The organism is Roseibium aquae (assembly GCF_008711285.1).
In the GTDB taxonomy this organism is placed as follows: domain Bacteria; phylum Pseudomonadota; class Alphaproteobacteria; order Rhizobiales; family Stappiaceae; genus Roseibium; species Roseibium aquae.
In genome coordinates this window covers 225,205-251,277 of sequence record NZ_VXDC01000003.1, presented here as the reverse complement: position 1 = coordinate 251,277, position 26,073 = coordinate 225,205, and the positions used below count along the sequence as shown (strand labels likewise).

General features: G+C 61.4%; 27 protein-coding genes. 13 read left to right on the top strand and 14 right to left on the bottom strand.

Annotated features, from left to right (window positions below; all coding sequences use genetic code 11):
- The first annotated feature begins 177 nt into the window (after positions 1-177).
- Complete coding sequence (locus tag F0184_RS06815) at positions 178-669, top strand: Lrp/AsnC family transcriptional regulator (RefSeq protein WP_208998368.1); 492 nt, start codon at positions 178-180, stop codon at positions 667-669.
- A 167-nt stretch (positions 670-836) separates the two neighbouring features.
- Here the strand turns inward: F0184_RS06815 and F0184_RS06810 are convergent, their stop codons facing one another.
- Positions 837-1,472: a TetR/AcrR family transcriptional regulator gene (locus F0184_RS06810; protein WP_150495411.1), complete on the bottom strand. Its 636-nt coding sequence runs from the start codon at positions 1,470-1,472 to the stop codon at positions 837-839.
- A 184-nt stretch (positions 1,473-1,656) separates the two neighbouring features.
- Between F0184_RS06810 and F0184_RS06805 the strand changes: the two genes are divergently transcribed.
- Together F0184_RS06805 and F0184_RS06800 are read left to right on the top strand one after the other, a co-directional pair.
- Positions 1,657-3,699, top strand: a complete 2,043-nt coding sequence (locus tag F0184_RS06805) for an NADH:flavin oxidoreductase (RefSeq protein ID WP_150495410.1) — start codon at positions 1,657-1,659, stop codon at positions 3,697-3,699.
- Positions 3,700-3,734: 35 nt separating this feature from the next.
- Positions 3,735-4,973, top strand: a complete 1,239-nt coding sequence (locus F0184_RS06800) for an aromatic ring-hydroxylating oxygenase subunit alpha (protein WP_150495409.1) — start codon at positions 3,735-3,737, stop codon at positions 4,971-4,973.
- 115 nt (positions 4,974-5,088) lie between these two features.
- Here F0184_RS06800 and F0184_RS06795 read toward each other — a convergent pair whose 3' ends face one another.
- Both F0184_RS06795 and F0184_RS20500 read right to left on the bottom strand, forming a co-directional pair.
- On the bottom strand, positions 5,089-5,970 hold the full coding sequence (locus tag F0184_RS06795; protein ID WP_150495408.1) for an NAD(P)-dependent oxidoreductase: 882 nt from the start codon (positions 5,968-5,970) through the stop codon (positions 5,089-5,091).
- Positions 5,971-6,093: 123 nt separating this feature from the next.
- Positions 6,094-6,246 (bottom strand): hypothetical protein, encoded by a 153-nt coding sequence (locus F0184_RS20500; protein WP_172972013.1) that lies wholly within the window; start codon positions 6,244-6,246, stop codon positions 6,094-6,096.
- Between the two features lie 119 nt (positions 6,247-6,365).
- Here F0184_RS20500 and F0184_RS06790 point away from each other — a divergent pair, with 119 nt between their 5' ends.
- A complete protein-coding gene (locus F0184_RS06790; RefSeq protein WP_150495407.1) occupies positions 6,366-7,247 on the top strand; it encodes a LysR family transcriptional regulator in 882 nt (293 codons plus the stop codon).
- Between the two features lie 62 nt (positions 7,248-7,309).
- Here F0184_RS06790 and F0184_RS06785 read toward each other — a convergent pair whose 3' ends face one another.
- The 4 genes from F0184_RS06785 to F0184_RS06770 all read right to left on the bottom strand — a co-directional run bounded on the left by F0184_RS06785 (position 7,310) and on the right by F0184_RS06770 (position 10,939).
- On the bottom strand, positions 7,310-8,473 hold the full coding sequence (locus tag F0184_RS06785) for a trans-sulfuration enzyme family protein (RefSeq protein WP_150495406.1): 1,164 nt from the start codon (positions 8,471-8,473) through the stop codon (positions 7,310-7,312).
- A 45-nt stretch (positions 8,474-8,518) separates the two neighbouring features.
- Positions 8,519-9,346 (bottom strand): ABC transporter permease, encoded by an 828-nt coding sequence (locus F0184_RS06780; protein ID WP_150495405.1) that lies wholly within the window; start codon positions 9,344-9,346, stop codon positions 8,519-8,521.
- A complete protein-coding gene (locus tag F0184_RS06775; protein WP_150495404.1) occupies positions 9,343-10,056 on the bottom strand; it encodes an ABC transporter permease in 714 nt (237 codons plus the stop codon). The genes F0184_RS06780 and F0184_RS06775 overlap by 4 nt, the downstream gene beginning before the upstream one ends.
- A gap of 112 nt (positions 10,057-10,168) precedes the next feature.
- A complete protein-coding gene (locus F0184_RS06770; protein WP_150495403.1) occupies positions 10,169-10,939 on the bottom strand; it encodes an ABC transporter substrate-binding protein in 771 nt (256 codons plus the stop codon).
- Between the two features lie 257 nt (positions 10,940-11,196).
- On the opposite strand from F0184_RS06770, the gene F0184_RS06765 reads away from it, so the two are divergent.
- Positions 11,197-11,844: a glutathione S-transferase family protein gene (locus F0184_RS06765; RefSeq protein WP_150495402.1), complete on the top strand. Its 648-nt coding sequence runs from the start codon at positions 11,197-11,199 to the stop codon at positions 11,842-11,844.
- 127 nt (positions 11,845-11,971) lie between these two features.
- On the opposite strand, the gene F0184_RS06760 is transcribed toward F0184_RS06765, so the two are convergent.
- The 7 genes from F0184_RS06760 to F0184_RS06730 form a co-directional block, all read right to left on the bottom strand.
- The gene (locus F0184_RS06760; protein WP_150495401.1) at positions 11,972-13,249 is read right to left on the bottom strand and encodes a molybdopterin molybdotransferase MoeA; all 1,278 of its coding nucleotides are present in this window, start codon (positions 13,247-13,249) and stop codon (positions 11,972-11,974) included.
- Positions 13,246-13,767, bottom strand: a complete 522-nt coding sequence (mobB, locus tag F0184_RS06755) for a molybdopterin-guanine dinucleotide biosynthesis protein B (RefSeq protein WP_150495400.1) — start codon at positions 13,765-13,767, stop codon at positions 13,246-13,248. Before mobB ends, F0184_RS06760 begins: the two co-directional genes overlap by 4 nt.
- The gene (gene mobA / locus F0184_RS06750) at positions 13,764-14,402 is read right to left on the bottom strand and encodes a molybdenum cofactor guanylyltransferase MobA (protein ID WP_150495399.1); all 639 of its coding nucleotides are present in this window, start codon (positions 14,400-14,402) and stop codon (positions 13,764-13,766) included. The genes mobB and mobA overlap by 4 nt, the downstream gene beginning before the upstream one ends.
- Positions 14,399-15,274: a formate dehydrogenase accessory sulfurtransferase FdhD gene (gene fdhD / locus F0184_RS06745; RefSeq protein WP_150495398.1), complete on the bottom strand. Its 876-nt coding sequence runs from the start codon at positions 15,272-15,274 to the stop codon at positions 14,399-14,401. The genes mobA and fdhD overlap by 4 nt, the downstream gene beginning before the upstream one ends.
- 74 nt (positions 15,275-15,348) lie before the next feature.
- The gene (locus tag F0184_RS06740; protein ID WP_150495397.1) at positions 15,349-15,807 is read right to left on the bottom strand and encodes a BLUF domain-containing protein; all 459 of its coding nucleotides are present in this window, start codon (positions 15,805-15,807) and stop codon (positions 15,349-15,351) included.
- Positions 15,808-15,941: 134 nt separating this feature from the next.
- Positions 15,942-16,541 carry a GNAT family N-acetyltransferase gene (locus F0184_RS06735; protein ID WP_150495396.1) on the bottom strand — a complete coding sequence of 200 codons (600 nt, stop codon included), beginning with the start codon at positions 16,539-16,541 and terminating at the stop codon, positions 15,942-15,944.
- Between the two features lie 117 nt (positions 16,542-16,658).
- Positions 16,659-17,339: an SDR family NAD(P)-dependent oxidoreductase gene (locus tag F0184_RS06730; RefSeq protein WP_150495395.1), complete on the bottom strand. Its 681-nt coding sequence runs from the start codon at positions 17,337-17,339 to the stop codon at positions 16,659-16,661.
- A 422-nt stretch (positions 17,340-17,761) separates the two neighbouring features.
- On the opposite strand from F0184_RS06730, the gene F0184_RS21020 reads away from it, so the two are divergent.
- The 8 genes from F0184_RS21020 (at position 17,762) to F0184_RS06695 (ending at position 26,072) form a co-directional block, all read left to right on the top strand.
- On the top strand, positions 17,762-17,893 hold the full coding sequence (locus F0184_RS21020) for a hypothetical protein (RefSeq protein WP_280176933.1): 132 nt from the start codon (positions 17,762-17,764) through the stop codon (positions 17,891-17,893).
- Between the two features lie 342 nt (positions 17,894-18,235).
- Positions 18,236-19,420: an iron-sulfur cluster carrier protein ApbC gene (gene apbC, locus F0184_RS06725; RefSeq protein WP_150495394.1), complete on the top strand. Its 1,185-nt coding sequence runs from the start codon at positions 18,236-18,238 to the stop codon at positions 19,418-19,420.
- A gap of 561 nt (positions 19,421-19,981) precedes the next feature.
- Positions 19,982-20,605 (top strand): TorD/DmsD family molecular chaperone, encoded by a 624-nt coding sequence (locus F0184_RS06720; protein ID WP_150495393.1) that lies wholly within the window; start codon positions 19,982-19,984, stop codon positions 20,603-20,605.
- Positions 20,606-20,710: 105 nt separating this feature from the next.
- Positions 20,711-20,902, top strand: a complete 192-nt coding sequence (locus F0184_RS06715; protein WP_150495392.1) for a twin-arginine translocation signal domain-containing protein — start codon at positions 20,711-20,713, stop codon at positions 20,900-20,902.
- 93 nt (positions 20,903-20,995) lie between these two features.
- Entirely contained in the window at positions 20,996-23,896 is a 2,901-nt protein-coding gene (locus F0184_RS06710; RefSeq protein ID WP_150495391.1) for a formate dehydrogenase subunit alpha, read from the top strand.
- A 16-nt stretch (positions 23,897-23,912) separates the two neighbouring features.
- On the top strand, positions 23,913-24,512 hold the full coding sequence (gene fdh3B, locus F0184_RS06705; RefSeq protein WP_150495390.1) for a formate dehydrogenase FDH3 subunit beta: 600 nt from the start codon (positions 23,913-23,915) through the stop codon (positions 24,510-24,512).
- Between the two features lie 136 nt (positions 24,513-24,648).
- On the top strand, positions 24,649-24,846 hold the full coding sequence (locus F0184_RS06700; RefSeq protein ID WP_150495389.1) for a hypothetical protein: 198 nt from the start codon (positions 24,649-24,651) through the stop codon (positions 24,844-24,846).
- A gap of 65 nt (positions 24,847-24,911) precedes the next feature.
- Positions 24,912-26,072 (top strand): formate dehydrogenase subunit gamma, encoded by a 1,161-nt coding sequence (locus tag F0184_RS06695; RefSeq protein ID WP_206668311.1) that lies wholly within the window; start codon positions 24,912-24,914, stop codon positions 26,070-26,072.
- Position 26,073: the final 1 nt, after the last annotated feature.

Sequence of the window (26,073 nt, the reverse complement as noted above, 5' to 3'; positions counted from 1 at the left end):
AAATGAAACGAAAAAGGCAATGGAGATCATCGTGTATTTGAGAAGAAAAATCTAAATTTCTGATCGATAGGGCTGTATTGGAATTGAATTCCATGCCGGCCCGAAACCGCGCAAGCTGAATCCAGCCCCATCCCGGCTTGTCCGCCGGTTTTGGAATTGAAAGGGCCGACAAACATGATCGACCGTATCGATCGCCGCATCCTGTCCATCCTCCAAGAAGACTGCACGGTGCCCGTTGCCGAGATCGGCCGCCGGGTCGGCCTGTCGACGACGCCCTGCTGGCGCCGGATCCAGAAAATGGAAGAGGATGGAGTGATTACCGGCCGCGTCGCGATCCTTGATCCGCGCAAGGTCAACGCCAAGGTGACCGCCTTCGTGTCGATCACAACCAACACCCATTCCGAGGATTGGTTGCGCAAATTCGCCGACGTGATTCAGGAGTTTCCCGAAGTCGTCGAGTTCTACCGCATGGCGGGGCAGGTGGACTATCTGTTGCGGGTCGCCGTCCCCGATATCGAGGCCTACGATGTGTTCTACAAGAAACTGATCTCGAAGATCGCGATTACGGATGTCTCCACCACCTTCGCGATGGAGCAGATCAAGAACACGACCGCGCTGCCGCTGAATTATGTCGCGACTGAAAAGCCGAAACCTGACAAAGATGCCTGAAGCTGGCCAATTCCGCCCTTCGAAGGCGGACCCATCCGGCTGAGGATGAATGTGCGCGGGATGAGCGGTCTCCGGATGAGCGGCCGCTCGTCGTTTGGGACGTCTTGGCCACCCGGAGGGGCGGGCGGCACCGGACACCGGCGGCGAACGACCCCTTTCTGATCAAATCAGGCCGGGTGCCGGGCAAAGAAACGGGCGGTCTCCGCGTCGGTTACCGGTTGGCCCGAGAAAATCTCGGCATAGTGCGGCATACGGTCGAGACGGGGGCGGAGCGGCTCCATCGGTCCAGTCTTCTTCATCGATATGTATCCGATCTGGGTCAGATAGACCGTGTTGGCCCGTATATTGGCCGAAAACGGCGGGTAGCCGAAGCGCTCGAACATGGCTTGAAAGGCCTCCACGCGGACCGTGTCGGCCTCATCCAGCAGATTTTGCAGATGGGCGTCGGTGTGAGCCCAGTTGCGCACGGCGAATTCCAGCCGGGAATCGAACAGATCGGGCAACAGCCAGAGGTCGAAGACGTTCAGGATCGCTTCCGTGATGCTGTCCGCGTAGTCCGAGGTGCGCCGGATCAGATTGCCGGTGTTCTTGGTCTGCCAGAGGGTGATGAGCCCATCCAGAAGTTCGGCCCGGTCTGAGAAATGACCGTAAAAACTGGTCCGGGACAGGCCCAGCCGGTCGGCAAGCGGCATGACTTTCACCGCATCGATTCCGGCCTCGATCAGCGCTTCATAGGCCGCCTGGATCCAGATCTCCCGGCTGCCCCGCCATCCCGAAGTCTTTTCGATCAGATGTCTACCCATGGCCGGTGCCTAGCAATTGAAATCCGAACCGGCAAGGAAAATTGACACCTGTGTTTTTAAAAGCGACATGAATGTCGTTTTCTCGCATTTTCAACCCAGATCCGCGATGGCTAGACTTGGCGCCTTGCCCGACTTGGCGGCGGCACCCGCATGTCTGGCCGTGCCCATCTGGAGAGGATTGCCGATGTCGAAGGACCCGTTGCTTCAGCCTTACCAGCTCAAGCATCTGACCCTGAAGAACCGGATCATGACCACGAGCCACGAGCCGGCCTATCCGGAAGACGGGATGCCGAAGGACCGGTACCGCGCCTATCACGAGGCGCGGGCGCGGGCGGGCATCGCGCTGACCATGACCGCCGGATCCGCCGCCGTCTCGCGCACCAGTCCGCCCGTCTTCAACAACATTCTGGCCTACAAGGACGAGGTGGTGCCGTGGATGGCGAGGCTCGCGGACGCCTGCCACGCACACGGTTGCGCGGTGATGATCCAACTCACCCATCTGGGCCGCCGGACCCATTGGAACAAGGGTGACTGGTTGCCATGTGTCGCGCCGGGTCACGAACGGGAGGCGGCCCACCGCGCCTTTCCGAAAAAGCTCGAGGACTGGGAGATCGCCCGGATCATCACCGACTACGCGGACGCTGCCGAGCGGATGAAGGCGGCGGGCCTCGACGGGGTCGAGCTTCAGGCCTACGGCCACTTGATGGACCAGTTCTGGTCGGAGCGCACAAACCAGCTCGATGCGCCCTATGGCGGATCGCTCGACAACCGCCTGCGGTTTTCGATGGAAGTGATTGACGCCGTTCGCGATAGGGTGGGCCCGGATTTCATCGTCGGCATTCGCTACACCGCGGACGAGGTGGCGCCGGGAGGTATTTCTGTGGAGCAGGGGATTGAGATCTCCCGCCGCCTAAAGGCAACAGGCAAGATCGATTTTCTCAACGTGATCCGTGGTCATATCGATACCGATCCCGGCCTGACAGATGTCATTCCGGTTCAGGGTATGAAGAGCGCGCCGCATCTTGACTTCGCGGGCACAATCCGGCGGGAGACCGGTCTGCCGACGTTCCATGCTGCCCGGATCCCGGATGTGGCAACCGCCCGGCACGCGATTGCCGAGGGCATTCTCGACATGGTCGGGATGACCCGGGCGCATATGGCGGATCCGCTGATCGTGAAGAAAATCCTGGAGGGGCGGGAGCACGACATCCGCCCGTGCGTGGGGGCGACCTACTGCCTCGACCGGATCTATCAGGGCGGCGAGGCGCTGTGCATTCACAATGCGGCCACGGGACGCGAGTTGTCCATGCCGCATGAGATCGGGCCGGCCCCCGAAAGCGCCCGAAAAAAAATCGCGATCGTCGGCGCGGGTCCCGGCGGACTCGAGGCCGCGCGCGTGGCGGCCGAACGCGGGCACAAGGTGACCGTGTTCGAGGCGGCCCCCGATCCCGGCGGACAGATCCGGCTGACGGCATTGTCGCCGCGTCGGCGGGAAATGATCTCGATCATCGACTGGCGCATGGACCAATGCGCGGCGCGCGATGTGGAATTCCGCTTCAACACCTTTGCCGAAGCCGAGGACGTGGAGGCGCTGTCGCCCGATGTCGTGATTATCGCGACCGGCGGCCTGCCGGATACAGAGGTTCTGGAGGCAGGCAACGAGCTTGTCGTGTCCTCCTGGGACATCATTTCCGGCGACGTGAAGCCGGGCCGCCGGGTGCTGGTCTATGACGATGCGGGCGATCATGCCGCGCTTCAGGCGGCCGAGGTCATTGCCGCGTCCGGCGCTCATGTGGAAATCATGACACCCGACCGGTCCTTCGCCCCCGATGTCATGGCCATGAACCTTGTGCCCTACATGCGCGCGCTTCAGGACAAGGATGTGACGTTCACCGTCACCTACCGGCTGAAGGCGGTGGCCAGATCCGGCAACTTGCTCAGCGCGCAGATCGGCACGGATTACTCCGCGCATCGCGAGACCCGCGAGTTCGACCAGATCGTCGTCAATCACGGCACCATTCCGCTTGACGACCTTTATTTTGACCTGCGTCCCCGGTCGCGCAATGGCGGGGCGGTCGATCAGGACGCCTTGCTGGACGGCCGGCCCCAGACCATCGTGAGCAACCCGGATGGCGCTTTCCAGCTTTTCCGGATCGGCGATGCCGTTTCCGCCCGCAACACGCACGCGGCGATCTATGACGCCCTGCGGTTGATGAAGGATATCTGAGGGCTCCGGCCCGAGCCCCCAAGGAGAGCACTGCCATGTTGTCCCATGCCGAGGTCCTGTCCGCCCTCTTGCGCCGCCGCCCGGGGTACTCGTTGCCGCGCGCGTTCTATGTCGATCCCGGCGTCTATGCCGCGGATCTGGAGCAGATCTTCTTCAAGGACTGGATCTTTGCCTGCGCGTCCGCCGAGCTGCCGAAAAGCGGGGCCTACATCACGCTGGAGATCGGCGAGGCGCCGGTCATCGTGGTTCGTGGTGCGGATGGGCAGATCCGCGCCTTTCACAATTCCTGCCGCCATCGGGGCAGCCGGATTTGCTCTGCGGCCAAGGGCTCTGCCCCCAAGCTCGTCTGTCCCTATCACCAATGGACCTATGAACTGGACGGACGGCTGCTGTATGCGCGCGACATGGGGGCGGATTTCGATCCGTCCGCGTTTCCGCTCAAGCCGGTCCATTGCCGGTCCGCCGCCGGGCTGGTGTTCATTTCGCTGGCGGAGGTTGCGCCGCCGTTCGATGCCTTCGCGCATATGGCGGCGCGCTATGTGGGGCCGCATGGGCTGGAGAACACCAAGGTTGCCCATCAAAGCACCATCGTCGAAAAGGCGAACTGGAAGCTGGTGCTGGAAAACAACCGCGAGTGCTACCACTGCTCGGGCTCGCATCCTTCGCTCTGCCGGACCTTTCCCGACAATCCGCGTCTGGTCGGCAGTTCGGCAAGCGACTCGGCTCCCGAGGGCCGGATGCATATTGAGAAGTGCGAGGCGGCAGGGCTGCCCTCCGCCTATGTGATCGATCCGGCCGAGCAGTGGCGCTTCGTGCGCATCCCCTTCCTTGGCAAGGCGGTCAGCTACACGATGGACGGCAAGGCCGCGGTCTCGAAACGCATCGGCAAGATCCCGATGGAAGATGCCGGCACCTGTCTGTTCTTCCACTATCCCAACACCTGGAACCATTTTCTGGCGGATCAGGCATTGCTGTTCCGGGTGCTGCCGATCTCGCCGATGGAAACGCAAGTCACCACCACCTGGCTGGTCCACCAGGACGCCCGGGAGGGCGAGGACTACGACTTGAACCGGCTCACAGAAGTCTGGCTGCACACCAATGATGAGGACCGCCGGATCGTGGAGGAAAACCAGCGCGGAATCCTATCGCCCGCCTATGAACCGGGGCCATACTCTGAGTTGCAGGAAAGCGGCGTCGTGCAGTTTGTCGACTGGTACGCGCAAAGCCTGCAGCGCGGCTTGACCGGAGGGACACGCCTGGCCGTGGCCGGATAGCCGGACGGGCGCGGACGGGGTCATCCCCGATCCAGGAATGTTTGACCGGTCTCCTCCGCGCAGCGTCCGGTCCCGGACCGGGCCCGGAACCGTTCTCAATTCGCCGCAGCAGGTTCTATTTCTTTTCCGCGTTTTCGAGCCGGGCGATCAGGCTTGACGTGTCCCAGCGCTGACCGCCCATGGCCTGGACTTCCGCATAGAACTGATCGACAAGGGCCGTGACAGGCAGGCGGGCGCCGGTCTCATTGGCGGTCTTGAGGCATATGCCCAGATCCTTGCGCATCCAGTCCACGGCGAAGCCGAAATCGAACTTGCCGTCCTTCATCGTCTCCCAGCGGTTTTCCATCTGCCAGGATTGCGCCGCCCCGCCACGGATGGCCGAAATCACCGTCGGCACGTCGAGATCCGCCTTCTTGGCGAAGTGGATTGCCTCGGACAGACCCTGGACAAGGCCGGCAATACAGATCTGGTTGACCATCTTGGTCAGCTGCCCGGCGCCGCTCGGCCCCATCAGCCCGGCGAACTTGGCAAAGTTCCCGATCACAGGTTTGGCCTTTTCGAAAACGGCCTCCTCGCCGCCGCACATGACGGTCAGCATCCCGTTTTCCGCGCCCGCTTGTCCGCCCGACACCGGTGCGTCGATGAACCCGCAGCCCTTTTCTGCGGCCTGGGCATGAAGCTCGCGTGCCACCTCGGCGGAGGCCGTGGTGTTGTCGATGAAGATGGAGCCCGACTTCATGCTGTGAAAAGCGCCATCCTCGCCAATGGTGACCTCCCGCAGGTCGTTGTCATTTCCGACGCAGCAAAACACGAACTCCGCGCCGTCGGCGGCCTCGCGCGGTGTTTTCGCGGCGGTGCCGCCGAACTCGGCGACCCATTTTTCGGCTTTTTCAAAAGTGCGGTTGTAGACGGTGACCTCGTGGCCGCCTTTCGTCTTCAGGTGGCCGGCCATCGGGTAGCCCATGACGCCGAGACCGATGAATGCAATCTTTGCCATGTCGTGAAAGTCCTCCGCAAACACATGAAAGGGCCCGGCGGGAAACCGGGCCCGGATCAGACATACATCGCACCGTGACTTAGACGATTATTCGCCGCTTGTCAGTCTCTCGGGTCAGATAGGTCAGATCAGATGGTGTCCGCGCAGCCAGCGGTCTGATTTTTCGGGATGCCTTCGCGCGGTCCGAAGCAGATGTGTCTGGGTCTTCGGATCCGGCCGGGTGTTGGCGGTGAAACGGGTCGCTTCGAGAAAGCTGTGGGCATAGACATCAAACATGAGCTTACATCCTTTTGGTCACGAGGTATTCCTTGGCGCCGGTTGATGATTTGACATTGGCGGAAAGCGGATCAGAATACGAGTCAGGAAGAATTTCGATATGTAAGGTAAGCTAACAAATGGATTGGTTGTTCCTGCCGCCGCTGTCGAGCCTTCGAGCCTTCGCCGCCGTTTCAGAGGCAAAGAGCTATTCGGCGGCGGGCCGCGCGTTGAACGTTACCCACGCCGCCGTCAGCCAGCAGACCCGGTCGCTGGAAGACGTCTTGGGCGTTCGTCTCGTCGTGCGCGCGGGGCGGGGCGTTGCCTTGACAGCGGAAGGCGAAATGCTGGCGGCAGGTCTGAAAGACGGCTTTTCCACCATCAGCGAGGCCGTGGACCGGTTGACCCGGTCCGGACGGACGCGCCCGCTTCATGTGACGATGACACCGTCCTTCGCTGTGAGCTGGCTCATGCCCCGGATCTCGGACTTCCGGCTCGCCCATCCCGACATCGAACTGATGCTCAACCCGACGGGGGATATTGTGGATCTGGAGCCAGGCGGCGTGGACCTTGCCATCCGGTTCGGGAATGGACGTTGGGAGGGGTTGGAGAGCGAGCTGTTGCTCCCCACCAATTATGTCGTGGTCGGTGCGACATGCCTGATCGGGGACAAGCAGGTTAGCGAACCGGAGCATCTCTTGCAGTTTCCCTGGCTGCAGGAACTTGGCACCAACGAACTGGCGCTGTGGCTGGAAAGGCAGGGCGTGATCCCGAAGGCAAAGCTGAACATCACCCACCTGCCCGGATATATGGTGCTGGAGGGGTTGCGCCGGGGCGATGGCATCACCGCAAGCGCCAAGGCGTTCGTGGAGGCGGATGTGGCCGCCGGAACGCTGCAGATCCTGTTTGAAGATCTCCGCGGCGGGGGAAGCGGCTACTATCTCGTCACCCGGCCCGGCGTCATGCGCCCCCCACTGAAGGCCTTTGTGTCCTGGATCCGCAAATTCTGCGGCGGACAATGAATGCACACCGGCCCTGGGCGGCTATACTCTGATCGGCGGTCTTCAACCGATGAGGGAGTCGCTCAGATCGTACCAAGGGCCTGATCGAAGTCGGCCTTCAGGTCGTCGATATGCTCGATGCCAACGGACAGGCGCAGCAGGTTTTCCGGTACGCCCGAGGTATCCCCCTCGATGGTGTGCCGGTGTTCCACCAGGCTTTCCACCCCCCCGAGCGATGTCGCGCGCTGGAACAGCTTGAGCGCGCCCGTGACCCGCAAGGTGTCCGCCCGCGACCCGGCGATCAAGACGGACATGAGGGAACCGAAGCCGCCGGTCATTTGTGCGACCGCCTGGTCGTGATAGGGGTCGGTTTCAAGGCCCGGAAACAGAACCCGGTCGATCTTGGGGTGTTGGTTCAGGTGTTCTGCGAGGGCAATCGCGTTGGCGTTCATCCGCTCCACTCTGAGGCCGAGCGTGCGCAGCCCGCGCAGCAGCAGCCATGCCTCGAACGACCCCATGACCGCGCCAGCCATCTTGCGTTCGGCGCAAATGTAAGCCCAGGCCGCGCTGCCTTTGTCCCGCGTTGAAACCACGCCGCCCAGAATGTCGGAGTGGCCGTTTATCGCCTTGGTGGCCGAATGCATCACGAGATCCGCGCCAAGGGTCAGCGGTTTCAGGACAAGGGGCGTGGCGGCGGTGGCATCGACACATAAAAGGGCCCCGTGCTCCCGGCACGGCGCGGAAACGGCGGGAATGTCGGCGACCTTGATATAGGGGTTGCTCGGCACTTCGATCCAGACCAGATCCGGCTTCGCGATGGCGATTTCCTCTGCGAAGGTTGTCAGATCGGTCACGTCGGTTTCGATCAGGGCGATGCCCGTATGCGTGCAGTGGTCGCGCAAGAACGCTGTTGTGCCCCAATAGATCCCGGATTGCACCATCAGTGTCCCGCCTGGCTTGACGGTTCGCGCCACAGCGGCGACCGCCGCCATGCCGGAGGCGAACAGGCGGCTGTCCTCACCCTGTTCCAGGGTTGCGATCAGGGCTTCGACTTTGCGGTAAAGGTCGTTGTCGTCGCGGCTGTAGAGGTGGGCCGGCGAGATCAGATTGTAGGCCTCGTCCCGGACGAAGGTGGTCGCCGTTTGAACCGGCGGCACCACAGCTCCTGTGGCGGGATCATGTCCGCTGCCGCCATGGGCCAGCAGGGTGTCGGCATGGAGGACGCCTTTTCGTGTTGTTTCGGGCATGCAGGTCTTTCACTCGATTCCTTGTGCGCAATGACGGCCCACACATCACCGCTTCAAGTGCCGCGTCAACCGGGCTTCGATCCGGTCCCAGATCCGGCGCAGCGTTTCCACGATGATGAGGTAAAGCACCGCCGCCCAGATGTAGGCCTGGAAGTCGTAGGAGCGCGAATAGGCGCGCCGGGTCTCGCCCATGAGATCATAGATCGTCACGATGGAGGCGATCGCCGAGCCTTTGATCATCAGGATGATTTCGTTGCCATAGGGCCGCAAAGCCACGATCAGGGCCTGGGGCAGGATGACCTTGAAAAAGATCACGGGTTTGCGCAGGCCGAGCGCCTGCCCCCCTTCCCATTGGCCGCGGGCGACATTCTGGATCGCGCCGCGCAGGATCTCCGCCTGATAGGCCGAGGTGTTCAGCGCGAAGGCGAACACCACGCAGTTGAAGGCGTCCCGGAAGAAGCCCCACAAGCCAATAGCCTGTAGTTCTGGACGGAAAGAACCGGCGCCGTAATAGATCAGGAAGGTTTGAGCCAGAAGCGGGGTGCCGCGGAAGAAATAGACATAGGCATAGGCGGGTGCCGACAGGATCCGCCAGCTCGATGCGCGCGCCAAGGCTATGGGGACAGACAGCGCCGCGCCGATCAGCAATGACAAGGAGACGATCTGAACGGTGATAACGAACCCCTCGACGTAATCATCGAAGTAGTTCTGAACGAAGGGGCTGGTTACGTTTCCAGCCAGATAGAGCAGGAGATAACCGCCGGACACGATCCACAGCGCCATCAGAACATGGCCCAGAACCCGGTCCCGGTTCCAGGGGCGCGGTTTTGGCGGCGGCGGCGCCTTGCCTGTTGCAGGGCTTGCGGCGGTCATCGCGCGGTATCCCCCCGTTTGGACCAGGCCTCAATCCGGGTGAGCCCGACCGATGAGATCATCGCCAGCACCAGATAGATCAGGCAGGCGATGCCGAAGAACAGAAACGGTTCCTTCGTGACACGGGCTGCAATGCCAGATTGACGGACGAGGTCGGACAAGCCGATCACCGACACCAGGGCGGTTTCCTTCAGCAGGATCAGCCAGAGATTGCCGAGCGCCGGCAATGCGAGGCGGATGAGTTGCGGAAAGACGACCAGCCGCATGGTTTGGCCCCGCGACAGGCCAAGCGCGTGGCCGCCTTCATATTGTCCTTTGGGAATACCCCGGAAGGCGGACAAGAATGCCTCGGAGGCATAGGAAGAGAAGACCAGTGCCAGCGCGACCATGCCGGCAGCGAAGGAGTTGACCTCAATGAAGACATCGAAGCCCAGAAGCTTGACCAGTTCTTGAAGGCCGATCTGCACGCCATAATAGACAAGGAAAAGCGTAAGCAGTTCGGGCAGGCCCCGGAAGATCGTCGTGTAGATGTTCGCGGCCATCCGGAGCGAAGGCTCTTCCGACTGCTTGGCCAGCGCGATAACGAAGCCAAGAAAAAGGCCGAAGGGAAGGGTCGCGATCGCGAGCGATATGGTGATCAGAACGCCGCGGGCGATCTCATCGCCCCAGCCGTCGGGGCCGAAAGATATGAGGGTCAGGGCCTCTTCCATGTCAGGGGCGCTGCTTTCCGGGTTGCCGGTTTGTCAGTTTGACAGTGGCTCCGCAAAAAGAGCGCGGCCTGGTGGCATCCTGGCCGCGCTCCAAACATTTGCGAGCGGCTAATTACCCGCCATAGACGTCGAAATCAAAGTACTTATCGTTGATTTCCTTGTATTTTCCGTTCTCGCGGATGGCAATGATTGCTTCATTGAACATGTCGCGGAGCGCGGTGTCTTCCTTGCGGATCGCAATGCCTGCGCCTTCGCCGTTGATCACCGGATCCGGCGTCAGGGTGGTCAGGATCTTGCAGCACGCGCCATCCTCAGTGCTCAGCCACTCGGACAGAACCACAACGTCGTCAATCACCGCATCAATCCGGCCGTTCGCGATGTCGAGCTTGTACTCGTCCGGGGTTGGATACAGTTTCAGATCGGCTTGCGGGATCTTGGCTTCCGCGTAGTTGGAGTGTGTTGTGGAAGACTGGGCCCCTAGTGCCGCTCCGGCAAGGCCGTCCACGCTGGTGATGCTGCTGTCCTTCGGCACCGCGATCGCGGGCGGAGTGTTGTAATACTTGTTGGTGAAATCGACCTTTTGCTTGCGCTCTTCCGTGATCGACATGGAGGCGATGACAGCGTCGAACTTGCCGGCCTGCAGGGCCGGGATCATGCCGTCCCAATCTTGCGTGATGAATTCGCACTCGACTTTCATCTGTTCGCAAAGCGCGTTTGCGATATCGATGTCGAAGCCGACGAGTTGGCCATCGGAGGTGAGGGTGTTGAACGGAGGATAAGCTCCTTCCGTGCCGATCCGGACCTTGGACCAATCATTTGCCTGGGCGGCGCCCAAGCCGGCCGCGACAAAGGCGGCCGCCGCGGCCAAACGCAAAATACGCATGTGGTGTTCCCCTATATCTGTTCGAGGGTCTGCCGGTCGCTTCGACCATTGCCCCCGCGGATTTATAATCGTTCCATTTTTCTTTCATTTTCAACAGGACAAGGGCAAAAATCCCGGTAGCAACAGAATTTTGCAATGTTTTTGCGCCGTGTCCCAAGGGAACTTCTCCTCAGGCTTGCAATCGGCTGAAAGCCTGTGCTCAGTTTCCGGGCATATGCGGAAAAATCAGCCTGTGCATGGGCAAATCGGGGGGCGGCATGTCTGATCTGGAACTGATCATCGCCAACAAGAACTATTCGTCCTGGTCATTCCGGCCGTGGATTGCGCTGTCGCACAAGCGCATAACTTTCACAGAAACGTTCGTGCGGTTTAACTTCGAGGCCGGCAATCCGGATATCAAGGCGCTCTCGCCAAGCGGCAAGGTGCCGGTCTTGAAGCACGGCGATGTTATGGTCTGGGAGTCCCTCGCGATCCTTGAATACGCGGCGGAGGTTTTCCCCGAAAAAGAGCTTTGGCCGGCCGACTTCAAGGCCCGCGCCCGGGCGCGGGCGGTTTCGGCGGAAATGTCCTCCGGTTTCGCCGCCTTGCGCGGGGCATGCCCCATGAACATGCGGCGGCCGGTTGAGAAACTTGCGGTCGATGCCGCGGTGAAGGCGGATGTCGCTCGCATTGTGCATCTTTGGCGCGAGTGTCTGGATGCCTCCGGCGGTCCGTACCTGTTTGGCGAGTTCACGATCGCGGACGCCATGTATGCGCCGGTCGTGAGCCGGTTCGGGACCTACATGCTGACACAGGATGCGGTCGCCGATGCCTATGGCGCCACCTTGCGCGAAACGCCCGCCTGGCAGAGTTGGGAGGCCGACGCGCTGCAGGAGCCGTGGATCGTCGAAGAAGACGAGATATAGACCATCTTCTGACAAGACTGCCGCGCTTCGCGATCAATCGGTTCAGGAAATATGTTCCAACTCTCCGATTTAACGAAGTTTCCCGGTCAGATCGGTGTGGAGCGCTTCAACCTGAGCGGGGATTGCTCTACCCCAGACCCATTCCGGAAAAAGGCAGGAACGTCACCAGCGCTCCGCGCTCGACCCGGGTCGCCTCTTCCGGGATTTCGATCAGCCCGTCCGCTTCGCGCAGCCCGGTGATCAGCCCGGACCCATCCCGGGTGAACTTGGTGACGGCCGTCCTGCCGGTTTCATCGCTGGTCAGAATACCGCGGTAGAACTCCCGCCTGTCCGGTTTCTTTTTCGGCACCTCGAAAGCGGCCGGAACCAGAAACCGCTGCGGTTCGGTGAAAGGACCGCCACCCAGCACGGAAAGGACCGGCCGGGCGTAGAGCAGAAAGCAGACCATCGCCGCGACCGGATTGCCCGGCAGCCCGAGAAACACACAATCTCCGATTTGGCCGAACATCATCGGGCGGCCCGGCTTGATTGCCAGCTGCCACATATGCCGCTCGCCCAACTGGTCCAGGCTGGTCAGGATATGGTCCTCCTCGCCCCGGCTGGCGCCGCCGGTCGTCAGCAGCATGTCGCACCGGCCGGCCGCATCCCTCATGGCGGCTTCGACCCGGTCCGCGGTATCGTTCAGGATGCCAAGATCCTCGATCTCGACATCAAGGCTTTGGCACAGGCCGCGCAACAGATAGTGGTTGGAATCGTAGACGCCGCCATCGGGCAGGTCCGTTCCGGGCCTGCGGATCTCGTCGCCTGTCGACATCAGGCCGACCTTCAAGTGCGCGTGGACCCGCACCGTTTCCTGACCGGTCGAGGCGATGGCCGCGACATCCTGCGGGCGCAGCCGCCGGCCGGGTTCCAGAAGCACCGTTCCCTGCTTCACGTCCTCGCCTGCCCGGCGCCGGTTGGCGCCCTTCGCCAGGCCGTGGGGAACGATCACGAAGGATTTGCCGTCCTGTTCATGCCGCTCGCAGTCTTCCTGCATGGCGACCGTATCGGCGCCCGGTGGCATCAGGGCGCCGGTGAAAATGCGAGCGGCGGCCCATGGGCCGATTTCCCGGTCGCTCGGGTGCCCGGCCGCGATCCGCTGTTCCAGTTTGAAAAAGCCTCCCGCCGGATCGTGGTCCTTGTGCCGGAACGCATAACCGTCCACGGCGGAATTGTCCGCGGCCGGCACATCCCGTGGCGCGGTGATCCGTTCGGCCAGGACCCGCCGGTGCGCGTCTTCCAGGGCCACGTATTCCGTTCCGGCAACGGGCCGCAGCCGGTCCTTCAGGATCTCAAGCGCTTCGTGATGCCGCAGGCGATCCTTGTCATGCAGAAAACAATCGTCGATCAGGCTGCGGTCGCTCACACGGTCTCCTTCTCAAGGCCAACAGTTTGGGCGATGAAATCGGCCATTGCGCCGATGTCGTTCAAGTCGAACACCGGCAGGACATCTTCGGCGACAGGATGGTCGGCCGCGATTGCCAGGATGTTGGGATCATTGACGCTCAGCGGCTCCTGCTTGCGCGCGTCGAGACGTCGGGCCTCGATCTTCGGGTGCGCCTCGCGCTTGTAACCCTCGATGATCACCAGATCGCAAGGCGCCAGGCGCACCAGGATGGCCTCGAGCGGGGGTTCTTCCTCGTCGCGCAGTTCATGCATCAAGGCCCAGCGGCGGCCCGACACCAGCGCCACCTCGCTGGCCCCCGCTTCCCGGTGCCGGTAACTGTCCGCGCCTGGCCGGTCGATATCGAAATTGTGGTGAGCATGCTTGACTGTGGACACCCTGTATCCGCGCCGTGTGAATTCGGCGACGAGTGCCGTTACAAGCTGGGTTTTGCCGGAGTTTTTCCAGCCGGTGATGCCGAAAATGCGGTTTTGGGTCATGCGGTCTTCTTTTGCAGCACCTGCCGTGCCCTTTCCAGATCATCCGGACGGTTGGCATTGAAAAACGGATCGAGACCATGTTCGGTCTCTTTGTCGAAGGCGACTTCCACGCTGTCGTAGCGGTCGACAAAGGCAAGCACCTTGCCGCTTTCCCCCTTTTCCAGATAGCTCTTCAGATCGTCGCAAATCTGAACCGGCCAGAGCCCGAAAACCGGATGAAGCTTGTCATGGGAACTGGCGAGCGCGATCACCGGCTTGTCAAAGGGAACCGACTTCGCCAGCCGCTTCACCAGATTCTCCGGAAAGAAAGGAGTGTCGCCCGCGACGGAAACAACATGGGTCACGTCGGGCAGCGCGTCCCTGGCATAGGTCATGCCGGCGAGGATCCCCGCCAACGGTCCGGCGAAATCGCCCACGGGATCGGGGACGACCGGCAGTTGGAAGGCCTTGAACCGGTTCGGATCCCCGTTGGCATTGAGAATGACATGGTCGACCTGTGGGGTGAGACGGTCCAGGATCACGGAGAGCATGGGGCGTCCGCCCAGATCCAGAAGCGGCTTGTCGCCGCCGCCCATGCGGCGCGACTGCCCCCCGGCCAGAACGCAGGCCAGGATCTTCGATTGTGAGACTTTCATTCCGCCGCTTCACTTCCCTTTCGCCGTGTACCCTTCGGCTCGTCCTCGGCCAGGGCCGGGTCCATGTCGAATTCGATCCGCTCCGCGCCAGACAGAGCCACAAAGCGCTTGCCGCGCGCCCGTCCGACCAGGGTCAAGCCAGCTTGCCGGGCCAGTTCCACGCCCCAGGCCGTGAAACCGGACCGTGACACGAGAATCGGAATGCCCATCATCACCGTCTTGATGACCATCTCCGATGTCAGCCGCCCGGTGGTGTAGAAGATCTTGTCGTCCGGCGAGACTCCGTTCAGCGTCATCCATCCCGCGATCTTGTCCACCGCGTTGTGTCGGCCGACATCTTCCATATAGACGAGCGCCTGGTCCTGCTGGCACAGGACGCAACCATGGATCGCGCCCGCCTCCAGATAGAGCGACGGCGTGGTGTTGATCGTCTTGGTGAGTTGGTAGAGCCAAGAGGTTTTGAGGGTTGCCCGGGGCAGGGCCATATCCTCGAAACTGTCCATCACGTCGCCGAACACGGTCCCTTGAGCGCAGCCGGAGGTGCGCACTTTCTTTTTCAGTTTTTCCTCGTAGTTGGTTTCGCGCGCGGTGCGCACCACGACCACCTCGAGATCGTCATCATAGTCGATCCCGGTGATGACATCGTCGGGCCGGAGCATGTTCTGGTTCTTGAGGTAGCCGACGGCCAGCAGATCGGGATGATCGCCAATGGTCATCATCGTCACCACTTCCTGGGCATTCAGGTAAAGGGTGAGGGCCTTTTCCGTAACGACTTTCGTTTCGACAACCGCGCCGGTGTGGTCGATGCCGCTGACGGATGTCGACAAACGGCCATCGAACGGATCGGGCTTGACGAGCAGGTCTTGTTGCACCTGAAGACTCCATTGCTTTCAGGCGCAAGAGTAGGGCGGGCCCCGGCCTTCAGGCAAGGCGCAATCGGCGGAGGTTAGACCAGCATCATTTGCCGGGTGGCATGGCCGGCGCTTAAAGACGGAGCGAACACGTCGAGGAAAGCCTGCAGGTGTGCCCGGTCGAGCCGCTCGTTCCTGTCCAAAAGGGCGCACAAGTCCTCAGCGGCGCCGAGGAAATGGATGCCCCTCAAATCCCGGAAAAACATCAAGCTGGCTGGAAAACTGCGTTCTGCCACGGGTTCGTGGCACACCGCTTCCATGTCCTCCAGCCGTTGATCCTGCATGATATGGTAGAGGGTTTCCAGGACGGGCCCCGTCCCACCCTCCAGAAGCTGCATGACATGGGTGCGGCCAAGAAACAGGGCGCCTGTCACTCCGGCCACCCGGTTGGTGCGCCGGATCCGGCCAAGGGCCTGGTCGAGCTCAGTCTCCAGAGATCCGTTGAGCCAGGTCCTGTCGATTCGGGCCCGGTAACAAATGCGGTAAAGGTCCATGTCGCCGCTCTTTTTGCTTCGCGTCCTGCGATCTCAAAAGCGTGCGCCTCAAATCTTCCCCTTTGGTTAACAAGAAATGGATTTGCACAGCTCCGGGTTGGCCCGGTTGCCGTTTCTTGAGAGCCGCCCGCAGGTCAGTTGCCCGGCAAGCGGCCCAGTTTGAGAAGCAGACCCGCCCGCACCGCAGGCCATTCGCAGGCGATGATCGAATAGACGGCGGTGTCGCGCAGGGTGCCATTGGGCATGACCTGATGCGCGCGCAATATCCCGTCCAGCTTCGCGCCGAGACGCTCGATCGCCTGCCGGCTCTGGCGGTTCAGGAAATGCGTGCGGAATTCGACGGCGATGCAGTCGAGTGCCTCGAACGCATGGGTCAACAGCAGGAGTTTCGCCTCGGTGTTGAGCGGCGTGCGCTGCACGGATTTCCGGTACCAGGTGGAGCCGATTTCCACCCGTGTGTTCACGGCATCCACATTCATGTAGGTGGTCATTCCCACCGCCTGTCCTGTACTGGGCTGGATCACCGCAAAGGGCAGCATCGATCCCGCGGCCTGGAGCGCAAGCCGCCGGTCGATTTCCGCCGGAACGGCCTCCGGAGCCGGTACGCTTGTGTACCAAAGGGCGGCCAGGTTCCCGTCCGCACTGGCTTCGGCCAGGTCGGGCGCATGATGGTGAGCCAGGGGCTCAAGACGCACGTGGGTGCCGTGAAGCGTGATCGGGGCAGGCCAGGTCATGGGAAATCTTTGAACAGCGCCGGGATTTGAACGGGTACAGGACCGGTATCTACGCGGTGCCAGGGCGAAAAGTCCAATCCAAAGAACGGAAAGGAAATCTCCCCTTTGTAATGCGGCTCAGTAGGGGCGTTCCTCGCCAGACCACTTGAAGAACTTTCCGCTGTCCTCGAGTGTTAGCCGCCCGGTCAATTCGAGGATACCTTCGGCCACCTGTCCCGGATCGTTGTCGGCATCGGCGCCGCCCATGTCGGTGCGCACCCAACCCGGATCGACCGGTACCGCCACGATGCCTTCCGGTCTCAGATCGGTGGCCAGCCCCTGCATCACCTTGTTCACGGCGGCCTTTGACGCCCGGTAGGCAATGCGGTCCGACTTCTGGTACCCCATCCAGGCCATTTGGCTGGAAATGGTCAGAATCCGGCCGAGGCTGGCCCGGCGCAGGTTCGGCAGAAAAGTCTGAGTGACCGCAAGGGGAGCAAGCGTGTTGACCTCAAGGGTTTGCGCAAAGCCGGGAAAATCCATATCGAGCGGGGACTGCCGGTCGGGTCCGATGATGCCGGCATTGTTGACCAGGATGTCCAGGGGGCTTTCGAGCCGGGTGGCGGCGCGGCCGATGGCCTCGTGATCCCTCACATCGAAAACCAGAGGCGTGAACGCCGGTCCGAACTCCGCCGCCGCTTGCTCTGCTTGCCGGGCATCGCGCACGGAACCATAGACGGTCCAGTTCCGCGATAGGGCAGATCTGGCCAGGTCGCGGCCAATCCCCCGATTGGTGGCGGTGATCAGGATCGTAGTCATGGCTGTGGGCTTTCTGTCCGGACGATTCCCGCGGAGTTTAATCGGGATGAAAAAATTTTCCAATGCAGACATATCTGAGATCTGAAATTGGAAATCTATCAGTATTAATATTTTATATTGAAATAATAATTGTGTTTTGATCGAAATGAAAAACGTAAATTCTCCGACTTGGGACGCATGATTGACTTAAGGGATGAAGCTATTAACTAACAGGGGGTGCAGGGAGCCTTGTTCTCTACACATTGCTGAAGCGCCCCCGCGGGCGTTGGCTTCCCCGGCTGCCTGTGTGTGGCCCGTGCCCTATGAATAGCCGGCAGGGTTCCCCGGGTCCGGCTTGCCAAGGGCAGCATCTGAACGGGCCCCAATTGAATGGGCCGGAGCCTGCGCGTGCCGCGGCTCGGATGACAACGGAAGGAGCACCTATGCCAATCGTGAAGAACAAGACCGAGGCGCGTCAGGCGAACTCGGAAAAAGAGAATGCGCGCGTTTTGACAATTTCGCTTGGCCTTGCTGCCATTGTCATCGCGGCGATCGCGGTACTCTGGTTCGTCTGAGGTCTTTTGGTGAAGGCGTTGATCGTCTCCTCCTGAGGAAATGCATAAGGCCGCCTTGAATGACCGGCCGGTAACCCCTTCGGCCCTTGTCGATCGTGCGGCGTTTCATTTGACGTTTCCCAGCGCCGCGCGCCGCAAGATAAGGTTGTAAGCGAACCACTGCTTTGTTCAACAGTGAAAGCCGCGTCCCCGGGGTGCGGCTTTTTTTTCGCTGCGCACGGCCCCGCGATGCCGATGAAGCCCGGCCCTGCGTGTTGCGATTGACGCGGGTTTTTACGTAGTTAGGTTAGGGCGGTGATTCCGGTGCCGTGCCGGACAGGACGCGAAAACAAGGCGCACATCATGAGCGAAACCATCAAGCAGGCTGTCATGGAGCAACTGGCCAAGGTCAAAGGGCCGGATCTTGAGGGCGATCTGGTCTCGCTGGGGCTGGTGTCCGATGTTTTTGTCTCCGACGGCCGTGTGGCCTTCTCGATCACCGTTCCAGCGGAAAGGGCCCAGGAGCTTGAGCCATTGCGGCAAGCGGCGGAGAAAGTCGTGAAAGAGGTACCCGGCGTGGAAAGTGCGATGGTCGCCTTGACGGCCGAGCGCGCAGCGGGGTCTGCCAAGGCCTCTCCTCCTCCCGCGCGTCCGGCGCCTTCCCGGGCCCAAATCGGCGCGGTTCCGCCGCCCATGCAGGCCAAGACGGCCGCCCCGCAGGAGCAGCCGGGCCCAAAACCTGGCGTGCCCGGTGTCAAGCGTATCATTGCCGTGGCCTCGGGCAAGGGCGGTGTGGGAAAATCCACCACCACCGCCAATCTGGCGCTTGGGCTTCAGGCCAACGGCTTGAAGGTCGGGGTTCTCGATGCGGATATTTACGGCCCCTCGATCCCGCGCCTGTTTCGGGTCTCGGGGCGGCCTGAGCCGGTGTCCGGGCGCATTTTGAAGCCGCTGGAAGGATATGGCGTCAAGGTGATGTCCATGGGGTTCCTTGTGGAAGAGGAAACGCCGATGATCTGGCGCGGCCCGATGGTGATTTCGGCGCTCACCCAGATGCTACGCGAAGTGGCCTGGGGAGAACTGGATGTGCTGGTGGTCGACATGCCGCCGGGGACGGGCGATGCGCAGTTGACCATGGCGCAGCAGGTGCCGCTGGCCGGGGCCGTCATCGTCTCCACGCCGCAGGACCTGGCGCTGATCGATGCGCGCAAGGGCCTCAACATGTTCCGCCGGGTCGATGTGCCGGTGCTGGGCATCGTCGAGAACATGAGCTATTTCCTGTGCCCGGATTGCGGCGGGCGGCATGACATTTTCGGTCATGGCGGCGCGCGGGCGGAGGCGGAGAAGCTCGGCGTGCCATTCCTCGGCGAAGTGCCGTTGAACATGCAGATCCGGGAAACCTCGGATGCCGGAACGCCGGTGGTCGTGTCCGATCCTGAAAGTGCCCATGCTGCCATCTACCGCGATATCGCGTCCAAGGTCATGGGCGAACTGGACCGCTACGGCGCGGATGGTCAGCGGGCCGCTCCCAGCATCGTTTACGAGTAAGACGCCGTCGGTCGGCGGCTCGGGACGGCTGCTGCCGGAATCCGGAGGGATCCGGCCCACTTTTTAACCGGACTTTCCGGGTGAGCTTTTGTCTTCCGGAACATATGTTTTGCCATATGTGCTTGCTGCGATGCCGCAAGATCGCGTCGGCCCCTGCACAAGCGGGTTTTTCCGGAGCGCGCCAAATCGATCCGGCGACCCCGATGCCGTTTGCATTCCTATTCACCTAAGTCCATGTTTTCACAGCCATTATGATGCTTGGAGCCTGAGTTGGGAGGCTATTGGCTGAAAACGCCGTCATCGCGGGTACCGGAATCGGTCCGTCAAGAGGTTTGATTTGGCGGTTTGTCGTCGGGTTTTGCGGCAGGTTGACGGTTTCTTGTGTAACTTTACGTATGAACACGTATTATGTGTTTTTATGTGAAATAATGTAATTTTTTACAGATTAGATTCAAAGAGCAAATTTAGGGTATATAGAGACACCTTATGTTGCAGGGCGGCATGGATTTCAATTGCGGCGAAATTGCGCACGCGCAATTCTTTACGCCGAGGGAGAAAAACATGACTCAAGGAGTATCTCGCGGCGCGGTGGCGCCCGAGGACGCCGATCGCGCTGATCTGTACGATTTTATTGGGGCGCTTCTTCAAGCCGCGCCAAACTCAGATCTTTTGCGCGCGGTCGCCGCTATGGAGATTGAGCCCGCGCTTTCCAGTACCGACGTCGGCAAGGCACTTGAGCGCGTGATCGGTGAGGCTCGGAAAACGGACGAAGCGACACTCAAGCGCGCCTATCACGACCTCTTCATCGGCATTGGCCGCGGCGAACTGGTGCCCTACGGGTCCTATTACCTGACCGGTTTCCTGAACGAAAAGCCGCTCGCGGATTTGCGGGCCTCGATGGCGCAGCTGGGCATAGCCCGCAACGAGGGCGTGTGCGAGCCGGAGGACCATATCGCATCGCTGATGCAGATGATGGGCGGATTGATCCGGGGAGACCTCTGGCACGAGGGTCCGTTGCCGCTGGCGGCGCAGCAGGCATTCTTCAGCGGGCACATTGGCAAGTGGGCCCCGCATTTTTTCAAGGATCTCGAAGCTCAAACCACCAGCCCCTTCTACGCGGCGGCCGGCGGTCTGGGCCGGGTTTTGATGGCTGTGGAGGCGGACGCCTTCTCGATGGCTGCTTAAGGCGGGGGAGCCCGTCACGATCGCGCCGGGTTCGGGTCTTTCGGCCCCGACAGGCAGAATGAAACCGGCACCGGGCGCAAACCGGTGCCATGAGGAGAACAGGCAATGGGTGAGAAGTTGGAAAAGGACGTCAAAGGGCGTCGCGATTTCCTCAAGCTGGCGAGCCTTGGGACCCTGGCGAGTGGCGCGACACTGATGACAGGTCAAGCCTCCGCCGCAGAGACCCCGGCGGCTGGAGCTTCCGGCTATCAGGAAACGGACCATGTGAAACGCGCCTACGAAACCGCGCGCTTCTAGACAGATCTTGCACCTTTGGCCGGACGCGACGGCGCCGGGTGCAGTCGGGACACGGATCGCTGATCCGGCCGCCCGAAGTGAGGGAGAAACGAGATGCTCAGGAAAAAGACCAGCGGTATCGCCCGGCGCGGGCGGATATCTGCCGCTCTTGCGGATGCGGCGGCCACGACGATGGACAGGCGCACGTTCCTTCGCCGGTCGGGGATTGCGGCCGGCGGATTTGCCGCCGTGGCCGCGGTCGGGTCCGCTGGCATGGTGCGCAAGGCGGAAGCCGCGGGCCCCATCGCCGGTGCCAAGGTTGAGATCAAGAAAACGGTTTGCACGCACTGTTCCGTCGGCTGCACGGTTCTGGCCGAGGTGCAAGACGGTGTGTGGACCGGTCAGGAACCGGGTTTCGACAGCCCGTTCAACCTTGGTTCGCACTGCGCCAAGGGCGCGGCTGTGCGCGAGCACGCCCATGGCGAGCGCCGGTTGAAGTATCCCACGAAGCTGGTCAACGGCCAATGGGAGCGGATTTCCTGGGAGCAGGCGATCGACGAGCTTGGCGACAAGATGCTCCAGGTCCAGCAAAACGAAGGGCCGGACAGTGTGTATTGGCTCGGGTCCGCCAAGCACAACAACGAGCAGGCGTATCTCTTGCGCAAATTCGCGGCCTTCTTCGGCACGAACAACATCGACCACCAGGCCCGTATTTGTCACTCGACCACTGTCGCAGGTGTTGCCAACACCTGGGGCTATGGCGCGATGACCAACTCCTACAACGACATTCACAACTCCAAGGCGATTTTCATCATCGGCGGCAATCCCGCCGAAGCGCACCCGGTGTCGCTGCTCCACGTGCTGAAGGCCAAGGAAGAGAACAACGCCCCGCTGATCGTCTGCGATCCGCGGTTCACCCGGACCGCCGCCCATGCCACAGAGTATGTCCGGTTCCGCCCGGGATCGGACGTTGCCCTGGTTTGGGGCATTCTCTGGCACATTTTCGACAACGGCTGGGAAGACAAGGAGTTCATCCGTCAGCGCGTTTGGGGAATGGAACAGATCAAGGAAGAAGTGGCGCGCTGGACCCCGGATGAGGTCGAGCACGTCACCGGCGTTCCCGGCTCCCAGCTCAAGCGCGTTGCCCGCACGCTGGCCAACAACCGGCCCGGCACCGTGATCTGGTGCATGGGCGGAACGCAGCACACGAACGGCAACAACAACACCCGCGCCTATTGCGTGCTTCAGCTTGCCCTCGGCAACATGGGCAAGGCCGGCGGCGGAACCAATATCTTCCGCGGCCACGACAATGTGCAGGGCGCAACCGACCTTGGCGTTTTGGCCGACACCCTGCCGGGGTACTATGGTCTTGCCGACGGTTCCTGGGCGCACTGGGCCCGTGTTTGGGACGTTGACGTCAATTACCTGCGCGACCGCTTCGCGACCATGACCAAGAACGGTCAGGAAGTGAAGATGATCAACGAGAAGGGCATTCCCGTTTCCCGCTGGATCGATGGCGTTCTGGAGGACGAGGAGAACCTGCAGCAGCCGAAGAACACCAAGGTCATGGTATTCTGGGGCCACGCCCCGAACTCGCAGACCCGGCTTCCCGACATGAAGACGGCAATGGAAAAGCTCGACACGCTCGTCGTGATCGATCCTTTCCCGACCATGTCGGCCGTCCTGTCGGACCGGAAAGACGGGGTTTACCTCCTGCCGGCCACCACGCAGTTCGAGACTTATGGATCGGCCACCGCCTCCAACCGGTCGCTTCAGTGGCGCGAAAAGGTCATCGAGCCGCTGTTCGAGAGCAAGACTGACCACGAGATCATGTATCTCCTGGCCAAGAAGCTCGGCTTCGCGGATGAAATGTTCAAGAACATCGCGGTCAATGGCAACGAGCCGGTGATCGAGGACATCACGCGCGAGTTCAACAAGGGCATGTGGACGATCGGCTATACCGGCCAGTCGCCGGAGCGGATGAAGCTTCACATGGCCAACCAGCACACATTCGACCGCACCACGCTGCGGGCCAATGGCGGACCGTGCGACGGCGATTTCTACGGCATGCCCTGGCCGTGCTGGGGCACCGCGGAGATGAAACACCCCGGATCGGCCAATCTGTATGATACGTCGATCCCGGTCGCCGAAGGCGGCATGGGTTTCCGCGCCCGGTTCGGCGTCGAGCGCGATGGCGACAATCTTCTGGCCGAAGGGTCTTACCCGGTCGGATCGGAAATCCAGGACGGCTATCCCGAATTCACCATGGCGATGCTCAAGTCGCTGGGATGGGATTCGGACCTGACCGATGCGGAGCGGGCGTCAATCGAGGCGGTCGCCGGCGACAACACCAACTGGAAGACCGACCTGTCCGGCGGGATCCAGCGGGTGGCGATCAAGCACGGTTGCGCCCCCTACGGCAACGCCAAGGCGCGCGCGGTTGTCTGGACCTTCCCGGATCCGGTTCCGGTGCACCGCGAACCGCTCTACACCAACCGCCGGGATCTTCTGGACAAGTACGCCACGTACGAAGACAAGACCTTCTGGCGCGTCCCGACCGCCTATGCCTCCATCCAGAAGAACGACTTCTCCAAGGACTTCCCGATGATCCTGACATCCGGGCGTCTTGTGGAATACGAAGGTGGCGGCGATGAAACCCGGTCCAATCCGTGGCTTGCCGAGCTGCAGCAGGACATGTTCGTGGAAATCAACCCGGGCGATGCCAACGATCTTGGGATCCGCGACGGGGAGATGGTCTGGGTTCACGGTCCGGAAGGCGGAAAGGTGAGGGTCATGGCCATGGTGACCGAACGCGTCGGGCGCGGCGTTGCCTTCATGCCGTTCCACTTCGGAGGTCACTACCAGGGTGAGGATCTGCGGTCGAAGTATCCGGCCGGTTCCGACCCCTATGTCCTGGGCGAAGCGTGCAACACGGCCCAGACCTACGGGTATGACAGTGTGACCCAGATGCAGGAAACCAAAGCAACGCTCTGCCGCATCGAGCGTGCGGCGTAAGGGAGGGAACTGACCAATGGCACGGATGAAATTCCTCTGCGACGCCGAACGCTGCATCGAGTGCAACGCCTGCGTCACCGCCTGTAAAAACGAGCATGAGGTGCCGTGGGGCATCAACCGGCGGCGCGTCGTCACCATCAATGACGGCAAGCCCGGGGAGCGGTCCATCTCTGTGGCCTGCATGCATTGTTCGGATGCCCCATGCATGGCGGTCTGCCCGGTGGACTGCTTCTATGAGACCGACGACGGGGTCATTCTCCATTCCAAGGACCTGTGCATCGGGTGCGGCTACTGCTTCTATGCTTGCCCCTTCGGCGCGCCGCAATTTCCGCAAGTCGGCAATTTCGGATCCCGCGGCAAGATGGACAAATGCACCTTCTGCGCCGGCGGCCCGGAGGCGGACAACAGCTCGGTCGAATACCAGAAATACGGCCGCAACCGCCTTGCTGAGGGCAAACTGCCGCTTTGCGCGGAAATGTGTTCCACCAAGGCCTTGCTCGCCGGGGACGGGGACGTTGTGTCTTCCATCTACCGGGAGCGCGTGGTGGCCCGTGGCTTTGGTTCGGGCGCTTGGGGCTGGGGCACGGCCTATGAGCAAAAGGCCGGCTCGCTTTAACGGCGGCCTGCACAGTGATCATGTTGGAAGGCGGCCGATGGCCGCCTTCATTTGGCTCGCGATGTAAGTATTTTTCCTTTTGGGGGAACGGCTTAATCGGGAGAAAACGTGACAAAGCGGATATAGGAATTCCTTTATGTCTTTGCCGGTTTCTGGACTTTCGAAAGCGATGCTTGTTGTCGGCCTTCTCATGAGCCTGGGAGCCTGCCGGGAGTCGGAGGAAAACCGGCCGATCAAGCTGGACAAGGGGAGTTATGACGGGCCGGCCGATACCGGGCTCAGCGAGGAACAGCGCCGGCAGTTGCAGCAACGCGGAACTCTGCAAGGGTTTTGAACTCGTGGTCGCGTTGAATGACTGGACCACGATTGAATGGACACGATGAGGAGGGGACCATTGTGATGGGTCTGACACACAGCAACAGCCGCCGCACGGGACGGGCCGGCGCCATCAGCTTGAGCGTGTTGGCCATGGCCTTCATCGTGGGGATCGTTTTGGCGATGCCGATGCAGGCGGCCGCCCAGGAGGGCACGGCGGCTCCCGCCGTGAGCGCCGATTCCCCAACCGGCGGTGCGGTGCCTGGCCAATCCATGGGCACCACCTCGGACAGCGACTACTGGCGCGCGGTTCGCGGCGGGGTGCAGGGCAATGTTTCGATCCCTGATCAGAACGCCGCGATTCTGGTCCAGTCCGAAGGCGAAGCCTGGCGGTCGTTCCGGAACGGCCCGATGTCGCTCTATGCCAGCTGGGCCTTGCTCGGCACCATCGTTCTCCTGGGTATTTTTTATGCCATTCGCGGGCGGATCAAGATCGCCCATGGCCGCTCCGGCCAGACCATCACCCGCTTCAAGGCTATTGAACGGTTCGGCCACTGGATGCTCGCATCCTCGTTCGTCGTTCTGGCGTTGACCGGTCTCAATCTGCTTTATGGGCGCTATACGCTGAAATATGTCATCGGCAACGAGGCCTTCGCCTTTGTGACCCAGATGGGCAAGTATCTGCACAATTATCTGGCCTTCGCCTTCATGGCGGGGCTGGTGATGATTTTCGTCATGTGGGTGCGGCACAACTTGCCCGACCGGACCGATATCAAATGGGCCATGCAGGGCGGTGGCATCTTTTCCGACAAACTTCACCCGCCGGCCAAGAAGTTCAATGCGGGCCAGAAGGTGATTTTTTGGCTGACCATCCTTGGCGGCGTGTCCCTGTCGCTGTCGGGCTGGCAGCTTCTCTTTCCCTTCACGACCACGTTTTTCGCCGACACGTTCGACAAGATCAATCTGGTCTTCGGAACGGATTTTCCAACGGTTCTGGCGCCAATCCAGGAGCAGCAATTGGCGGCTCTCTGGCACGCGATCATGTCCGTGTTCATGATTTGCGTCATCCTTGCCCATATCTATATCGGGTCCGTCGGAATGGAGGGAGCGTTCGATGCCATGGGATCAGGCGAGGTTGACCTGAACTGGGCAAAGGAGCACCACTCGCTTTGGGTCGAGGAGCACGTCGCCGACATTCACGACAAGAAGACCGGGCAGCAGCCTGCCGCACAACCGGCGGAATAGG

Excerpts from the sequence above, each read along its gene's own strand:
- F0184_RS06810 (WP_150495411.1), bottom strand. The coding sequence starts at position 1,472 with ATGGGTAGACATCTGATCGAAAAGACTTCGGGATGGCGGGGCAGCCGG.
- F0184_RS06805 (WP_150495410.1), top strand. The coding sequence starts at position 1,657 with ATGTCGAAGGACCCGTTGCTTCAGCCTTACCAGCTCAAGCATCTGACC.
- F0184_RS06800 (WP_150495409.1), top strand. The coding sequence starts at position 3,735 with ATGTTGTCCCATGCCGAGGTCCTGTCCGCCCTCTTGCGCCGCCGCCCG.
- F0184_RS06795 (WP_150495408.1), bottom strand. The coding sequence starts at position 5,970 with ATGGCAAAGATTGCATTCATCGGTCTCGGCGTCATGGGCTACCCGATG.
- F0184_RS20500 (WP_172972013.1), bottom strand. The coding sequence starts at position 6,246 with ATGTTTGATGTCTATGCCCACAGCTTTCTCGAAGCGACCCGTTTCACC.
- F0184_RS06790 (WP_150495407.1), top strand. The coding sequence starts at position 6,366 with ATGGATTGGTTGTTCCTGCCGCCGCTGTCGAGCCTTCGAGCCTTCGCC.
- F0184_RS06785 (WP_150495406.1), bottom strand. The coding sequence starts at position 8,473 with ATGCCCGAAACAACACGAAAAGGCGTCCTCCATGCCGACACCCTGCTG.
- F0184_RS06780 (WP_150495405.1), bottom strand. The coding sequence starts at position 9,346 with ATGACCGCCGCAAGCCCTGCAACAGGCAAGGCGCCGCCGCCGCCAAAA.
- F0184_RS06775 (WP_150495404.1), bottom strand. The coding sequence starts at position 10,056 with ATGGAAGAGGCCCTGACCCTCATATCTTTCGGCCCCGACGGCTGGGGC.
- F0184_RS06770 (WP_150495403.1), bottom strand. The coding sequence starts at position 10,939 with ATGCGTATTTTGCGTTTGGCCGCGGCGGCCGCCTTTGTCGCGGCCGGC.
- F0184_RS06765 (WP_150495402.1), top strand. The coding sequence starts at position 11,197 with ATGTCTGATCTGGAACTGATCATCGCCAACAAGAACTATTCGTCCTGG.
- mobB (WP_150495400.1), bottom strand. The coding sequence starts at position 13,767 with ATGACCCAAAACCGCATTTTCGGCATCACCGGCTGGAAAAACTCCGGC.
- mobA (WP_150495399.1), bottom strand. The coding sequence starts at position 14,402 with ATGAAAGTCTCACAATCGAAGATCCTGGCCTGCGTTCTGGCCGGGGGG.
- F0184_RS06740 (WP_150495397.1), bottom strand. The coding sequence starts at position 15,807 with ATGGACCTTTACCGCATTTGTTACCGGGCCCGAATCGACAGGACCTGG.
- F0184_RS06735 (WP_150495396.1), bottom strand. The coding sequence starts at position 16,541 with ATGACCTGGCCTGCCCCGATCACGCTTCACGGCACCCACGTGCGTCTT.
- F0184_RS06730 (WP_150495395.1), bottom strand. The coding sequence starts at position 17,339 with ATGACTACGATCCTGATCACCGCCACCAATCGGGGGATTGGCCGCGAC.
- F0184_RS21020 (WP_280176933.1), top strand. The coding sequence starts at position 17,762 with ATGCCAATCGTGAAGAACAAGACCGAGGCGCGTCAGGCGAACTCGGAA.
- apbC (WP_150495394.1), top strand. The coding sequence starts at position 18,236 with ATGAGCGAAACCATCAAGCAGGCTGTCATGGAGCAACTGGCCAAGGTC.
- F0184_RS06720 (WP_150495393.1), top strand. The coding sequence starts at position 19,982 with ATGACTCAAGGAGTATCTCGCGGCGCGGTGGCGCCCGAGGACGCCGAT.
- F0184_RS06715 (WP_150495392.1), top strand. The coding sequence starts at position 20,711 with ATGGGTGAGAAGTTGGAAAAGGACGTCAAAGGGCGTCGCGATTTCCTC.
- F0184_RS06710 (WP_150495391.1), top strand. The coding sequence starts at position 20,996 with ATGCTCAGGAAAAAGACCAGCGGTATCGCCCGGCGCGGGCGGATATCT.
- fdh3B (WP_150495390.1), top strand. The coding sequence starts at position 23,913 with ATGGCACGGATGAAATTCCTCTGCGACGCCGAACGCTGCATCGAGTGC.
- F0184_RS06700 (WP_150495389.1), top strand. The coding sequence starts at position 24,649 with ATGTCTTTGCCGGTTTCTGGACTTTCGAAAGCGATGCTTGTTGTCGGC.
- F0184_RS06695 (WP_206668311.1), top strand. The coding sequence starts at position 24,912 with ATGGGTCTGACACACAGCAACAGCCGCCGCACGGGACGGGCCGGCGCC.